General features: G+C 70.6%; 16 protein-coding genes and 1 tRNA gene. 13 read left to right on the top strand and 4 right to left on the bottom strand.

Annotated features, from left to right (window positions below; all coding sequences use genetic code 11):
- Positions 1-4: 4 nt before the first annotated feature.
- Positions 5-1,615: a helicase HerA-like domain-containing protein gene (locus tag AB0J12_RS32950; RefSeq protein ID WP_363268266.1), complete on the bottom strand. Its 1,611-nt coding sequence runs from the start codon at positions 1,613-1,615 to the stop codon at positions 5-7.
- Between the two features lie 107 nt (positions 1,616-1,722).
- Between AB0J12_RS32950 and AB0J12_RS32955 the strand changes: the two genes are divergently transcribed.
- Entirely contained in the window at positions 1,723-2,019 is a 297-nt protein-coding gene (locus AB0J12_RS32955; RefSeq protein WP_004943146.1) for a type II toxin-antitoxin system VapB family antitoxin, read from the top strand.
- 133 nt (positions 2,020-2,152) lie between these two features.
- Positions 2,153-2,788, top strand: a complete 636-nt coding sequence (locus AB0J12_RS32960; protein WP_363268267.1) for a LytR C-terminal domain-containing protein — start codon at positions 2,153-2,155, stop codon at positions 2,786-2,788.
- Positions 2,789-2,875: 87 nt separating this feature from the next.
- Here AB0J12_RS32960 and upp read toward each other — a convergent pair whose 3' ends face one another.
- Entirely contained in the window at positions 2,876-3,511 is a 636-nt protein-coding gene (gene upp / locus AB0J12_RS32965; protein WP_361636194.1) for a uracil phosphoribosyltransferase, read from the bottom strand.
- 139 nt (positions 3,512-3,650) lie between these two features.
- Between upp and AB0J12_RS32970 the strand changes: the two genes are divergently transcribed.
- The 4 genes from AB0J12_RS32970 to AB0J12_RS32985 all read left to right on the top strand — a co-directional run bounded on the left by AB0J12_RS32970 (position 3,651) and on the right by AB0J12_RS32985 (position 5,504).
- The gene (locus AB0J12_RS32970; RefSeq protein ID WP_363268269.1) at positions 3,651-3,875 is read left to right on the top strand and encodes a hypothetical protein; all 225 of its coding nucleotides are present in this window, start codon (positions 3,651-3,653) and stop codon (positions 3,873-3,875) included.
- Between the two features lie 474 nt (positions 3,876-4,349).
- On the top strand, positions 4,350-4,883 hold the full coding sequence (locus AB0J12_RS32975) for a hypothetical protein (protein WP_363268270.1): 534 nt from the start codon (positions 4,350-4,352) through the stop codon (positions 4,881-4,883).
- Positions 4,884-4,942: 59 nt separating this feature from the next.
- Positions 4,943-5,374: a tRNA adenosine(34) deaminase TadA gene (gene tadA, locus AB0J12_RS32980; RefSeq protein WP_363268311.1), complete on the top strand. Its 432-nt coding sequence runs from the start codon at positions 4,943-4,945 to the stop codon at positions 5,372-5,374.
- Between the two features lie 45 nt (positions 5,375-5,419).
- Positions 5,420-5,504 (top strand) — tRNA-Ser (locus AB0J12_RS32985).
- Positions 5,505-5,628: 124 nt separating this feature from the next.
- Here the strand turns inward: AB0J12_RS32985 and AB0J12_RS32990 are convergent.
- Entirely contained in the window at positions 5,629-6,000 is a 372-nt protein-coding gene (locus tag AB0J12_RS32990) for an MmcQ/YjbR family DNA-binding protein (RefSeq protein WP_363268272.1), read from the bottom strand.
- A 69-nt stretch (positions 6,001-6,069) separates the two neighbouring features.
- On the opposite strand from AB0J12_RS32990, the gene AB0J12_RS32995 reads away from it, so the two are divergent.
- The 4 genes from AB0J12_RS32995 (at position 6,070) to AB0J12_RS33010 (ending at position 8,864) form a co-directional block, all read left to right on the top strand.
- A complete protein-coding gene (locus tag AB0J12_RS32995) occupies positions 6,070-6,249 on the top strand; it encodes a hypothetical protein (RefSeq protein WP_361636187.1) in 180 nt (59 codons plus the stop codon).
- Between the two features lie 15 nt (positions 6,250-6,264).
- Entirely contained in the window at positions 6,265-6,558 is a 294-nt protein-coding gene (locus AB0J12_RS33000) for a Dabb family protein (RefSeq protein ID WP_363268273.1), read from the top strand.
- 190 nt (positions 6,559-6,748) lie between these two features.
- Positions 6,749-7,567 (top strand): RNA polymerase sigma factor SigF, encoded by an 819-nt coding sequence (locus AB0J12_RS33005; RefSeq protein ID WP_363268274.1) that lies wholly within the window; start codon positions 6,749-6,751, stop codon positions 7,565-7,567.
- Between the two features lie 379 nt (positions 7,568-7,946).
- Positions 7,947-8,864, top strand: a complete 918-nt coding sequence (locus tag AB0J12_RS33010) for an RNA polymerase sigma factor SigF (RefSeq protein WP_363268275.1) — start codon at positions 7,947-7,949, stop codon at positions 8,862-8,864.
- A gap of 427 nt (positions 8,865-9,291) precedes the next feature.
- On the opposite strand, the gene AB0J12_RS33015 is transcribed toward AB0J12_RS33010, so the two are convergent.
- Entirely contained in the window at positions 9,292-9,495 is a 204-nt protein-coding gene (locus tag AB0J12_RS33015) for a hypothetical protein (protein ID WP_363268276.1), read from the bottom strand.
- A 194-nt stretch (positions 9,496-9,689) separates the two neighbouring features.
- On the opposite strand from AB0J12_RS33015, the gene AB0J12_RS33020 reads away from it, so the two are divergent.
- The 3 genes from AB0J12_RS33020 to AB0J12_RS33030 all read left to right on the top strand — a co-directional run bounded on the left by AB0J12_RS33020 (position 9,690) and on the right by AB0J12_RS33030 (position 13,738).
- Positions 9,690-10,226 carry a MarR family transcriptional regulator gene (locus tag AB0J12_RS33020; RefSeq protein WP_363268277.1) on the top strand — a complete coding sequence of 179 codons (537 nt, stop codon included), beginning with the start codon at positions 9,690-9,692 and terminating at the stop codon, positions 10,224-10,226.
- A gap of 13 nt (positions 10,227-10,239) precedes the next feature.
- A complete protein-coding gene (locus tag AB0J12_RS33025) occupies positions 10,240-12,807 on the top strand; it encodes an MFS transporter (protein WP_363268279.1) in 2,568 nt (855 codons plus the stop codon).
- Positions 12,808-12,916: 109 nt separating this feature from the next.
- Positions 12,917-13,738, top strand: a complete 822-nt coding sequence (locus AB0J12_RS33030) for a YceI family protein (protein WP_363268280.1) — start codon at positions 12,917-12,919, stop codon at positions 13,736-13,738.
- Positions 13,739-13,775: the final 37 nt, after the last annotated feature.

Raw genomic sequence — 13,775 nt, forward strand, 5'->3', positions numbered from 1 at the left:
GGGACTACCGCCTCCGCCGAGCCGTACCGAAGAGGGACCGGGTGATCTCCCGCCCGACCTGCGTACCCACGGACCGCGCCAGAGACTTGAACATCCCGCTGCCCACGACCTGCTCGATCACCGAGGGCTCATCCCGCGACTCCTCACGCCGCGCCTCCTTGTGCCCCGGCCGGCCGGCCGCCGCACCCCCCGCCTCCCGCGCATCAGCCAGCTTCTCGTACGCCGACTCGCGATCCACAGCCTGTGCATAACGCCCGTACAGCGGCGACGACGTCACCGCCCGATCGAGCGCTTCCGTCTCGTAGGGCGCCATCAGGGACTCCGGCGCCCGCAGCCGCGTCGCCGCGACCGGCGTGGGCGCGCCCTTCTCGCTCAGCACCGTCACGACCGCCTCCCCGGTACCGAGCCCGGTGAGCAGCTCCTCCAGGTCGTAAGGGGAGTCCGGAAAGGTCCGCACGGTCGCCTTCAGCGCCTTCTGATCCTCCGGCGTGAAGGCCCGTAGGGCGTGCTGAATACGGTTGCCGAGCTGGGCGAGGACGTCGCCGGGTACGTCCTTCGGCGTCTGCGTGACGAAGAAGACGCCGACCCCTTTCGAGCGAATCAGCCGCACGGTCTGCGTGATCGACTCCAGGAACGCCTTCGAGGCGTCGTGGAACAGCAGATGCGCCTCGTCGAAGAAGAACACCAGGTTCGGCTTGTCGGCGTCACCGATCTCCGGCAGATCGTGGAAGAGATCGGCGAGCAGCCACATCAGGAAGGTCGAGAACAGCTGCGGCTTGTCCTGTACGGCGGGCAGCTCCAGTACCGAGACGACGCCCCGCCCGTCGTCCGCCGCCCGCAGCAGCTCGCTCGTGTCGAACTCCGGCTCACCGAAGAAGTCGGCCATGCCCTGCGCCTCGAAGGCCGTCAGTGACCGCAGGATCACCCCGGCGGTGGCGGTGGACAGCCCGCCGATGTTCTTCAGCTCCGCCTTGCCCTCGTCGGAGGTCAGGAAGGCGACGACCGCGCGCAGGTCCTTGAGGTCGATCAGCTCCAGGCCCTTGGTGTCGGCGTAGTGGAAGATCAGGCCGAGGGACTGCTCCTGGGTCTGGTTGAGCCGCAGCACCTTCGCCAGCAGCACAGGACCGAAGCTGGTGACCGTGGCCCGTACGGGAATACCGTGGCCCTGGCCGCCGAGCGCGTAGAACTCCGCCGGGAAGCCGGTCGCCGTCCACTCCTGGCGGACCTCGGCCGCGCGGGAGCGGACCTTGTCGCCCGCGAGTCCGGGTGCGGCGATGCCGGACAGGTCGCCCTTGATGTCGGCGAGGAAGACGGGCACACCCTGCGCGGACAGCTGCTCGGCGATCAGCTGGAGCGTCTTGGTCTTGCCGGTGCCGGTGGCGCCGGCGACCAGACCGTGCCGGTTGAGCACGGGCAGCGGGATGCGCACCGGCGCGTCGGGCAGGCAGGCGCCGTCCCACAGCAGGGCGCCGAGGTCGAGGGCGGGGCCGGTGAAGACGTACCCGGCGGCGATCCCGGCGGCCTGGGCGGGGAGCGAGGAGGGGGTGCCACCGGAAGCGGCGTCACCGGAACGGGTGTTCGCGCCTGCCGCGCGGGGCTCGTCACTGGTGCTCATCGGCCGACCCCTCGTTTCCGTTTCGCCCAGTTATGCAACATCTTTTCCAGCGTCGCACTCCGCCTCCATGGCTGCGCCCGGAACGCCAGGACCGGTAGGCTTTCCGTGTGATCTTCAAGCGCATCGGAAACGGCCGGCCGTACCCCGACCACGGCCGGGAAAGCACCCGGCAGTGGGCGGACGTCGCGCCGCGCCCGGTCCGCCTCGATCAGCTGGTGACCACCAAGCAGCAGCTCGACCTGGAGACCCTGCTCGCCGAGGACTCGACGTTCTACGGCGACCTCTTCGCGCACGTCGTGAAGTGGCAGGGCGACCTGTACCTGGAGGACGGTCTGCACCGCGCGGTCCGCGCCGCGCTCCAGCAGCGCCAGGTGCTGCACGCGCGCGTCCTGGAACTGGACTGACGAGCGCCCGGGAGCAGTGACCGACCCGACGGAGGAACTCCGTCCGGTTACGGTTTGGCCCTTTCGGGTTCTCCTGGGCGGATCGAATGATCATCTAGTAGGAATCACCGCCCGGGCGCACTACGCTGCGCCCATGAGCATGCTGACTCCCCCCGGCATGGGCGGTAAATACCGGATCACGGGAGACAAGTACCCGCGCATGCGCCCCCCGCGGCGGCGCGGCAGGCTCGTGTTCCTCGGCGTCGCCTGTGTCGCCGCGCTCGGGCTGCTCGGCTGGGGCACGCTGCAGCTCATCGACGTCTTCACCGGCGGCGGCAAGAAGACCGCGGCGGTTGGCACCAAGGCGGCCTGCGCGGCCAAGGCGAGCGCGTCGCCCGGGACCACCGCCGCGCTGCCGGCACCGGGTGTGATCACCGTCAACGTGTTCAACGCGACGCCCCGCAGCGGGCTCGCCAAGCAGACCGCCGACGAACTGAAGAAGCGCGGCTTCCGCATCGGCGAGGTGGGCAACGCGAGCAAGCAGTACGACAAGAAGGTCCCCGGCACCGCGGTGCTGCTGGGCCCGGCGTCGTCCCTGAACAGCTCGCTCCCGGTGCTGGCCACACAGCTGGCCGGTGCCGAGCGCCGCACCGACGCCGCCCGCAAGGGCCCGGCGATCGACCTCATCCTCGGCAACACCTTCAAGTCCCTCGACGCCAAGCCGGCCGCCGACCAGGCCCTGGCGAAGCTCAGGACTCCGGCGGCGACCGGGACGAAGAAGGGCTGCTGAACGCTTCGCCGGACGGCGTCGTTCAGCAGCCTCCCTGCGACTGAGCACCCGGTGTCACTCGGCGCTCCGCGGCTGGGGCAGGCGGTGTTACTCCGCCGACCCGTACAGCCGGTCGCCCGCGTCGCCGAGGCCCGGAATGATGTAGCCGTGTTCGTTGAGGTGGTCGTCGACCGCGGCCGTGACCACCGTGACCGGTGTGCCGGCCAGCTCGCGCTCCATGATCTCGACGCCCTCCGGGGCGGCCAGCAGCACGACGGCCGTGACGTCGTCGGCACCGCGCTTGATCAGCTCGCGGATCGCGGCGACGAGGGTGCCGCCCGTGGCCAGCATCGGGTCCAGCACGTACACCTGGCGGCCGGAGAGGTCTTCCGGCATCCGCGTGGCGTAGGTCGAGGCCTGCAGCGTCTCCTCGTTGCGGATCATGCCGAGGAAGCCGACCTCGGCGGTCGGCAGCAGCCGGACCATGCCGTCCAGCATGCCGAGGCCGGCCCGCAGGATCGGCACCACCAGCGGACGCGGCCGGGCCAGCTTCACGCCGGTGGTCCGGGCCACGGGGGTCTGGATGTCGACCGCCTCGGTGCGCACGTCCCGGGTCGCCTCGTAGGCGAGCAGGGTGACCAGTTCGTCGGCGAGCCGGCGGAAGGTCGCGGAGTCGGTGCGCTGGTCGCGCAGCGTGGTGAGCTTGTGGGCGACCAGGGGGTGGTCGACGACGTGGAGACGCATGTCCACAACAGTAACCGGGCGCCCCGGCCCCGGCGTCCGCACGCTGCGTGAGCCTTTGCGGACCGTTTTCTTCCGCCTGCTGGCATCGGACCGCCTACCGGGGGGAAGGTGGTGGGGACGGACCGGGGGTGGTGATCTCATGGCTGGCCTGTCAGAACCCGACGTACCCGACCGCGCGTCCAGAAACGAACCGGAGCCCCCGCAGCGGGACTCGCCCGAGACGGACACGGAGCGGCGCCGCCGCCGCGCCCAGTTCCTGCGGGACCTGGCCGAGGCGCGGGAGCTGCGCGACCGGGTGCAGCCCCGCCGCGCCAAGGTGGCCCGGCTGCGCCACGCGATGCGCATGCGCACGTTCCGCTGGTGAGCCGCGCGAGCGCACCGCGCTTCCGCCGGCGCCCCACGCGGGCGCACGACGCGCCGTACCGCTGAGCCCGGCGGGGCGCGCGACGCGCCGTACCGGTGACTTCTGTTCCGGTGACTGCGGGGAGCGGACCGCGCGTTCCGCCGGTGGGCGCGCACGCGCGGCGCGGATGCGGGCCGCATGCGGGAAGATCCGTGGGCCGTGCGCGCGTTGCCGGGGTGGGCATGCGGAGGAGATGTGAAAAGCCGCGTACGATCCGCAGATGGCGGCGACGAGTGTCCAGGTGAGTCCGGACGGACGTGCCCGCGGACCCGCGTGCAAAACTGCCGGACACAGGGAGCCGAAGACGTCCCCTGAACGCCTTGTTTCTGCCACGATTCCGAGTGGGTGGGGCTCGGAGCCCGAGCTTCTCCCCGTCCGTAACCTCCGCCGGGGGGACCCCCAACCGGCACGCCTAAGACCAGTGGGAGAGTCACGGTGTACTTCACCGCACTGCTCGCGCGCACCGAAGACGGGTGGGAAGCGAGCGACACAGAGCTCGATGATGTGGAGACCCTGTCGGATCTGGCCGACCTGGCCCGGCAAGCCTCTCCCGACGAGGACACGGTGCTCGTCCTGATCGAGCAGGAGGACGCGTGGTTCGGCGTCGTCCGGGTGGACGGCGAGGAGGACCCGCGGGTCTTCGTCTCGAACGCCGCCGTCGCCGCCCGCAGCTCCTACGGCGAGCTGCTGCTCACCGACGAGTTGCTGGGCCGGGAGCCGGGTGGTGACGACGACACCGACCTGGACTCCCTGGATCTGGACGGCACCGAGGACGGTGAGCCCGAGGACGTCGTCGCCGGTGACGAGGACGGCGGCGTCGGCTCCGTGCCCAGCGGCCCGGTGGGCGACGCCGCGATCCTGGACGACCTGGGCGTCAGCGGCAAGGAGCTGCTGGCCCTGGACGGCGACGCGCTGTCGGAGATCGCCGACGCCCTGGGCGCCTCGGAGATGCTGGAGGCCGTTCGCTGACCGCCCCGTACGACACCACGCCGGCCCCGGACCCGGTGCGCGACCGCTGGCGGGCCGCGATGCGGCTCGCCCTGGACGAGGCGGAGCGGGCCGCCCGGGACGGTGACGTGCCCGTCGGCGCGCTCGTGCTCGCGCCCGACGGCACCGGCGTGCTCGGCACGGGGCACAACGAGCGCGAGGCCACCGGCGACCCGACCGGGCACGCCGAGATCCTCGCGATCCGGCGGGCGGCGGAGCGGCTCGGCGAGTGGCGGCTGACCGGCTGCACGCTCGTGGTGACGCTGGAGCCGTGCACGATGTGCGCGGGCGCGATCGTCCAGTCCCGGGTGGACCGAGTGGTCTACGGCGCCCGGGACGACAAGGCGGGCGCGGCCGGATCCCTGTGGGACGTGATCCGGGACCGGCGGCTCAACCACCGGCCCGAGGTGATCGAGGGCGTGCTGGCGGACGAGTGCGCGCGGCAGCTCACGGAGTTCTTCCGCGCTCGCTGAATACCGATTTCGATCCCCGGGGCGCCGTGCTGTAAGGTCTCCCTCGGTAGCGTGTCCGAGCGGCCGAAGGAGCTCGCCTCGAAAGCGAGTGTGGCGCAAGTCACCGAGGGTTCAAATCCCTCCGCTACCGCTGACAACACCCTCTGACCGTGGCATCACGGACAGGGGGTGTTCTGCTTTCCTGCTCTGTTTTTCGTGTGCTGCTTTGGTGTTCCGGTTTGATGTTCCGCTTTCGCGCTTCAGATGTCCGCGCTTCAGGCAGCGCCCAGGTGCGCACGGGCCACGCTCGCCGGGACGCACATGCGCCAGGCCTCCGTGACCAGTTCCGCCAGCTCGTCCGGCGCGAGCGAGGCGAGCCGGGCCTCGGCCCAGTTGTAGCGCAGGTCGGACGCGCGGGGCAGAGAGAACTTCCCCGGCTCGGAGGCGACCAGCGCGGCCCGCTCCTCCTTCGGGAACGCGAAGCCCAGGACCGTCTCGTCCCGGGAGAGTGCCAGGTAGACGATCCGTCCGATGCGGAACTTCACCCGGTCCCGGACCAGATGCTCCTCGGTGCGCGGCAGCGCCAGTGCCAGGCGCCGTACGTCCTCGACGGTGGCCATGCCCACGCCCCCTTCGGTCGCCCGCATACGCGTGAAGTTACACTCACCGCCGGCAACAGGGGACCCTCAGGGCACGTCGGTGACAGGGAGGCCGCGATGGCGGTGAACGCGAAGAAGATCGCCGTCTATGCGCTCGTGGTCTTCGCGCTGTACGTGATCATCACGGACCCGGCCAAGGCCGCGGACTACGTCCAGATAGGGTTCGAGGGCATATCGGACGCCGCCAAGGCCATCGGTGACTTCATGACGTGGGTCGCCCATGGAGGCAAGGGCTGACACCCGGGAGTACCCATGATCCGCCACCTGGTTCTCTTCAAGCTCAACGAGGGCGTCGAGCGCGACGACCCGCGGGTCGTGAAGGGCGTCGAGGCCTTCCAGGCGCTCGACGGCAAGATCCCCGAGATCCGCTTCTGGGAGCTCGGCTGGAACATCAGCGACCGCCCCATCGCCTACGACTTCGCGATCAACTCCGGCTTCGACGACGCCGAGGCACTGCGCCGCTACGTCGAGCACCCCGAGCACCAGGCGGGCGTGGCCCTGTGGCGCGAGTTCGCCACGTGGGTGATCGCCGACTACGCGTACTGAGCCGACCGGCCCCACGCCGACAACCCCGCACCCGTCACGGGCGTGGGGTTTTTGTCATTTTATGCACCACTTCTTACCTCAACACGTAGATATGCGGTGCTTGCACACAGTGGACATGTCTTGTGATGCTATGACCGCTTTTGACGGATGAGTTGACGGATGAGCGACGGATGAAGAGGTGGAGTTGACCGTGCCGGCCAGTACTGCGCCTCAAGCACCGCCCCAGGAGGCCGCCCCGCGGCGCAGCCGGGGGGCCGACACCCGGGCACTGACCCAGGTGCTCTTCGCGCAGCTGAAGGAGCTCACGCCGGGCACGCCGGAGCACAACCGGGTACGCGGGGCGCTGATCGAGGCCAACCTCCCGCTCGTGCGCTACGCCGCAGCCCGCTTCCGCTCCCGCAACGAACCCATGGAGGACGTCGTCCAGGTCGGCACCATCGGGCTGATCAACGCCATCGACCGGTTCGACCCGGACCGGGGCGTGCAGTTCCCGACCTTCGCGATGCCCACGGTCATCGGCGAGATCAAGCGCTACTTCCGCGACAACGTCCGCACCGTCCACGTACCGCGCCGGCTGCACGAGCTGTGGGTGCAGGTCAACAGCGCCACCGAGGATCTGACCACCGCGTTCGGGCGCACCCCCTCCACCGCCGAGATCGCCGAGCGGCTGCGCATCAGCGAGGACGAGGTGCTGTCCTGCATCGAGGCCGGGCGGTCGTACCACGCCACCTCGCTGGAGGCCGCGCAGGAGGGCGACGGGCTGCCCGGGCTGCTCGACCGGCTCGGCTACGAGGACCCGGCGCTGGACGGCGTCGAGCACCGCGATCTCGTACGGCATCTGCTGGTGCAGCTCCCCGAGCGGGAGCAGCGCATTCTGCTGCTGCGGTACTACAGCAACCTCACCCAGTCGCAGATCAGCGCCGAGCTCGGGGTCTCGCAGATGCATGTGTCCCGGCTGCTGGCGCGTTCCTTTCAGCGGCTGCGGTCGGCCAACCGGATCGAGGCGTAGCCGCTCCGCGGGGTTCGGGGGCGGGGACGGGGACGGGGACGGGGTGAGGGTTCGGGGACGGGGTGAGGGTTCGGGGTGTTTTCGTCACCCGTTCGCGCTACCGGCGCACAACCGAATGCGGGAGCGAGCCCTCACCGTCGCGAGCGAATCGCTCATCAGCGCGGATGGCCGTGTTCTCGGGCCGACAGGCCGTCAGACGCCCTGATTCCAGGGGCGATTCGCATCTCAGATGTCGACATGTCACTACGGCGCGTTGCCGACATGTGACATTCTGCGGGAAGCGCGTTTGCCGAAGCTCCGGCTCCGGTATTCAGGTGAAGGCTGCGTTCCTTCTGTGGGAGCGTCCGCCGCGACCGTCCCGCGACCCAAAGGGGGTGGCATGTCCGCAGACCAGGGCAGCTCGAAGGTGCTCACGCTCACGAAGAGCGAGACAGCTCCGGAGACGCTCGACGCTCTCGATGACGCCTCGGCCCTCGAGGCCGTGCCGGCCCCCGCCCTGCCGACGGAGCCCCCCGCGGCCCCGCCGGTCTCCGGGGACATCGACACCCGCACGCTGTCCCGCTCCCTGTTCCTGCGGCTCGCCGCCCTCGACGAGAACAGCCCCGAGCGGGCGTACGTCCGGGACACCCTGATCGAGCTCAACCTGCCGCTGGTGCGGTACGCGGCCGCGCGGTTCCGCTCCCGCAACGAGCCGATGGAGGACATCGTCCAGGTCGGCACCATCGGCCTGATCAAGGCGATCGACCGGTTCGACTGCGAACGGGGCGTGGAATTCCCGACGTTCGCGATGCCGACGGTCGTCGGGGAGATCAAGCGGTTCTTCCGGGACACGTCGTGGTCGGTGCGGGTGCCGCGGCGGCTGCAGGAGCTGCGGCTGGCGCTGACCAAGGCCAGTGACGAGCTGTCACAGAAGCTGGACCGGTCTCCGACCGTCGCCGAACTCGCCGCCGTGCTCGGGGTGTCCGAGGAGGACGTCGTCGACGGGCTGGCGGTGGGCAACGCGTACACGGCGTCCTCGCTGGACTCGCCCGCGCCCGAGGACGACGGTGGCGAGGGGTCGCTGGCCGATCGGCTCGGTTACGAGGACACCGCGCTGGAGGGTGTCGAGTACCGGGAGTCGCTCAAGCCGCTGCTGGCCAAGCTTCCGCCTCGGGAGCGGCGGATCATCATGCTGCGGTTCTTCGCGAACATGACGCAGTCGCAGATCGGTGAGGAAGTCGGTATCTCGCAGATGCACGTGTCGCGGTTGCTTACGCGGACGTTGGCGCAGCTGCGGGAAGGGCTCATCTCGGACTGAGGTCGTCGTTCGTCTGCGGGTGCGTGGGGGCTGGTCGCGCAGTTCCCCGCGCCCCTTTTTGTGCCTGCGGCGGCCCGTTGCGGTGCGTGGTGGGCTGGTGTCGCGCCTGTGGTGCGTTGTGGGTCGGGGCCGGGGTGGGGGGTGTCCGTCCTCGGTCCGGCCGCCCGTTTCCGACGGCCTCACTGTGTCCCGGCGTCGGCCGCTGCGGGCGGACACCCCCCACCCCGTCCCCTTCCCGCCGTCGGCGACTGCCTCCAGTCGTAGCTGCGGGCAGTCGTGCCTCCCCCAAGCTCTTCGAGCAGGGGGGACCCCCAGGGCGGCACGGGCGGGCGCAGCGGCACCCCGCCAGCGCCGGTGAGCGCACCCACCCCCCGGCCGGCACCGGCGCCGGGCAACACGAAACGCCGGGCGCCGTCGGCCGACGCCGTTACTTCAGGGCCAGCCAGGCCACCGCCGCCACGATCACCACCGCTGCGATCACGCCGATGATCAGGCCGATGCGGGGGCCGGAGGACGCCGTGGCGGCCTGCTGCTGGCGGCCCTGGGGAGCCTCGTCCTCGACGAACGCGCGGAACATCTGGGTGCTGCCGGCCGGGTCGTAATTGCCCTGGGGGCCCTGGGTGTTAGCCATGGCCCGAGACACTAGCGAATGAGGCCGTGCGGCCCAAGTGCGGGGCGGAGCCCCCTCGCGGCCGACCTCAGCTGCGCGTTTACTTCCGTAATACTTGTCTTTGCCAAGTTTTTGTGCGGGGCGCCGCCGTTTTATTTGCCTGCGGCAACCAACCAAGCCTATGGTTGCCCTAAGCAACGAACACAGGAGGCGTGATGGCCGCAAAGGCGCAGTACGAGGAGCTGATCCGTCAGTTCAGCGCCTTCGGCGCCGTCAAAAGGGAGCTGGGACGGATCCTGCCGTCCGACTGCCCGAGCGGCTCGGCCGCCGTGCTGACGCTGCTGGGCCGGTACGGCGACATGCGCATGAGCAAGCTCGCGGAGCTGCTCGCGGTGGACATGTCGGTCACCAGCCGCCATGTGGCGCACGTGGCCGAGCGGGGCTGGATCGAGCGCTCCCCTGACCCGGCGGACAAGCGGTCGCGCATCGTGCGGCTCACCCCGGAGGGGAACCGCAAGCTCGACGACATGTCCCGGGCCACCACTCAGATGCTGGCCGAGCGGCTCGGCGACTGGAGCGACGAGGAGGTCGCCCAGCTCACTCGGCTGATGCAACGGCTGCGGGCCAGCTTCGACGACTGCCGCTCCCCCAAGCTCTCGGCTGCGCTCGAGCAGGGGGGACCCCCTTCCCTCAGGCCGCCCGCACCGCCGCCCGTGTTCGAGACGACCACCCGTACACCCGCAAGCACGTAAGTAAAGGAAGCCCATGGCAACGACCACACCAGCCGGTGTGCGGGCTCATGCCAAGCACGGGGGAGGCGCCGCCGGCGACCACGCTCCGATGTCGCACCGGCAGATCATGGAGGCGCTCTCCGGGCTGCTGCTCGGCATGTTCGCCGCCATCCTGTCCTCCACCATCGTCTCCAACGCCCTGCCCGAGATCATCACGGACCTCGGCGGCGGTCAGAGCGCGTACACCTGGGTCGTCACCGCCTCGCTGCTGGCGATGACGGCCACCACTCCCCTGTGGGGCAAGCTCGCCGACCTGGTCAGCAAGAAGGCACTCGTCCAGATAGCGCTCGTGGTCTACATCGCGGGCTCGGTCGTCGCCGGTCTGGCGCAGAACCCCGGCATGCTGATCACCGCGCGTGCCGTGCAGGGCATCGGCGCCGGTGGTCTGTCCGCCCTGGCGCAGATCATCATGGCCGCGATGATCTCCCCGCGTGAGCGCGGCCGTTACTCCGGTTACCTGGGCGCGACCTTCGCCGTCGCCACCGTCGGCGGTCCGCTCATCGGTGGTGTCATCACCGACACCGACTGGCTCGGCTGGCGCTGGTGCCTGTACGTCGGTGTGCCGTTCGCGCTGATCGCCCTGCTCGTGCTGCAGAAGACGCTGCACCTGCCGGAGACCAAGCGCAAGGTCAAGGTCGACTGGGCCGGTGCCTTCTTCATCACCGCGGCCGTCTGCCTGCTGCTGGTCTGGGTCACCTTCGCCGACGACAAGTACGACTGGATGTCGTGGCAGACGGGTGTGATGGTCGGCGGCTCGATCCTGCTCGCCCTGCTGTTCGTCTTCACCGAGACCAAGGCCAGCGAGCCGATCATCCCGCTGCGCCTGTTCAAGAACCGCACCATCACGCTGGCCTCGCTGGCCTCGCTGTTCGTCGGTATCGCGATGTTCGCGGGCACCGTCTTCTTCAGCCAGTACTTCCAGCTGGCCCGGGACAAGTCGCCGACGATGTCCGGCGTCATGACCATCCCGATGATCGGCGGCCTGTTCGTGTCGTCCACGGTCTCCGGTCAGGTCATCACCCGCACCGGCAAGTGGAAGGCCTGGCTGGTGGCCGGCGGTGTGCTGCTGACGGCGGGCATCGGCCTGCTGGGCACCATGCGCTACGACACCCCGTACTGGCACCTGGCGATCTTCATGGCGCTGATGGGTCTCGGCGTCGGCATGATGATGCAGAACCTGGTGCTGTCCACGCAGAACCAGGTCGCCCCGAGCGACCTCGGCGCCGCGTCCTCCACGGTCACCTTCTTCCGCTCCCTGGGCGGTGCGGTCGGCGTCTCCGTGCTGGGCTCGGTGATGACCACCCGCATCAGCCACTACGCCAAGGACACCATCGGCCAGCTCAGCCCCAAGGAGCAGATGGCCGCGGCCAAGGCCGCAGGCGGCAGCACGCTGCCCGACATGGACGCGCTGCCCGCCCACATCCGCACCTGGCTGGAGGGCGCCTACGGACACGGCATCGGCGACATCTTCCTGTACGTCGCGCCGATCGCGTTCCTCGCCTTCCTCGTGACCCTGTTCATCAAGGAGGTCCCGCTGCGTACCACCGGTGCCCTGGCCCAGGCCGCCGAGGCGAACACCGAGGCCGCGGCCCCCGCTGCCGCCCCGGTGGTCGCCGAGGCCACCGCCGCCCCGGTCCAGGAGAAGACCCCGAGCTGGGCGTCCGCCGCCTCGGACACCGAGGCCGCGACGGACGGCACGCAGAGGCTCGCCGCCGTCGCCACCATCGAGCGGGACGAGCCCTCCCCCACTCTCGAATCCACTCGAGCGGGAGGTACCCCCATGGGCGGCATCCCGGTCCGCGGCTTCGTGCGGGGCGCCGAGAGCGCGCCCGTCCCGCAGGCCGCCGTGACGCTGATCTCGCTGGCCGGCCGGCAGCTCGGCCGCTCGGTGGCGCAGGCCGACGGTTCCTACGCGGTCCACGCGCCCGGCGCCGGGAGTTACGTCCTGATCGCCTCCGCCGACGGCTTCCAGCCGCAGGCCTCCACCATCGTGGTGGGCGACGAGCCCGTCGCCTACGACATCCTGCTCAGCGGCACCAGCGGCCTGACCGGTGTGGTGCGGGCCGTCGGGTCGGCGCAGCCGGTCAAGGACGCGATGGTCATCGTCACCGATGTGCGCGGTGATCTGCTGGCCAGCGACACCACCGGCGAGCAGGGCGAGTTCTCCTTCGCGGAGCTGGTGCCCGGCACGGTGACCATCGCGGTCAACGCCGCCGGCTACCGGCCGCGCGCGCTGCCCGTCGAGGTCGGCGGCACCGGCGTGACCCGTATCGAGGTCGACCTGGAGACCGGCGCCCAGGTCCAGGGCGTCGTCCGGGCGCCGCACGGCCCGCTGGCCGACGCCCGGGTGACCCTGGTCGACGCCGCCGGCAACGTCGTCTCCACCGCGACCACCGGATCGGACGGGGCGTACGCCTTCACCGACCTGGACAGCGGCGAGTACACCGTCATCGCGACCGGCTACCCGCCGGTGGCCACCGCCCTCACCGTGAACGGCGGCGTGGACGGCCACGACATCGAACTCGCCCACCCCGGCGAGTAGTACGGCCCCGGCCCGCGGCGGGCGCGCGCCCTGAGACCCAGAGGCGGCGCCCGCCGCGGGCCGGACTCTTACGACCGATTTGCACAGCTTCGCAGGGAGAAGAAACGGGATGGGACTGACCGCGAGGATCCGCACCCGGGACGGATGGGCCGTGTCGCACGCGGTCGTCACGGTGACCGACATGACCGGCGCACAGGTGCTGCGCGCCGAGGCCGACCCCGAGGGCGCCGTACGCGACGAGGTGGCCCTGGCCCCCGGGGCGTACACCGTCATCGTCACCGCCGTCGGCTACGCGCCGGCCGCCGCCAGCGCGATCGTCACCGCGAGCGGGCGCGCCGAGGTGGGCACGGTGACGCTGGCCCGGCAGGGCGGCACCGAACTGCCGCCGCCCGGACCGTGGACGATCGACCCGGTCCACTCCTCCGTGGGCGCCGTCGCCCAGCACCTGGGCATCTCCAGCGTGCGCGGCCGGTTCACCGACTTCGCCGGGGGCATCGAGATCGCCCCGGACGACGTCACCAAGTCGCGGGTCGAGGCCGTCATCCAGGCCGCGTCCATCGACACGGGCAACAAGATGCGCGACGACCATCTGCGCTCGCCGGACTTCCTGGACGTCGGGACGTATCCGGAGATCACCTTCCGGTCGACGGGTCTGACCGCCGCCGGGCCGGACCGCTGGACCGTCCACGGCGAGCTGGGCATGCACGGTGTGCTGCGCCCGGTCGACCTGGACCTCGCCTACCTCGGCTCCGGCGCCGACCCCTGGGGCGGGACCCGGGCCGCGTTCCGCGCCACGACCGATCTGCACCGCGAGGACTTCGCGATGAACTACAACCAGGTCCTCCAGGCGGGCATCGCCGCCATCGGCACCACCCTGAAGGTGGAGCTGGACATCCAGGCGGTCCAGGGCGACACCCTGCCGCAGGCGTAGGCACGCCAGGGTCAGGCAGATGCGGGCCCCCGCGGCC

The organism is Streptomyces sp. NPDC049915 (assembly GCF_040656475.1).
Classification (GTDB): domain Bacteria; phylum Actinomycetota; class Actinomycetes; order Streptomycetales; family Streptomycetaceae; genus Streptomyces.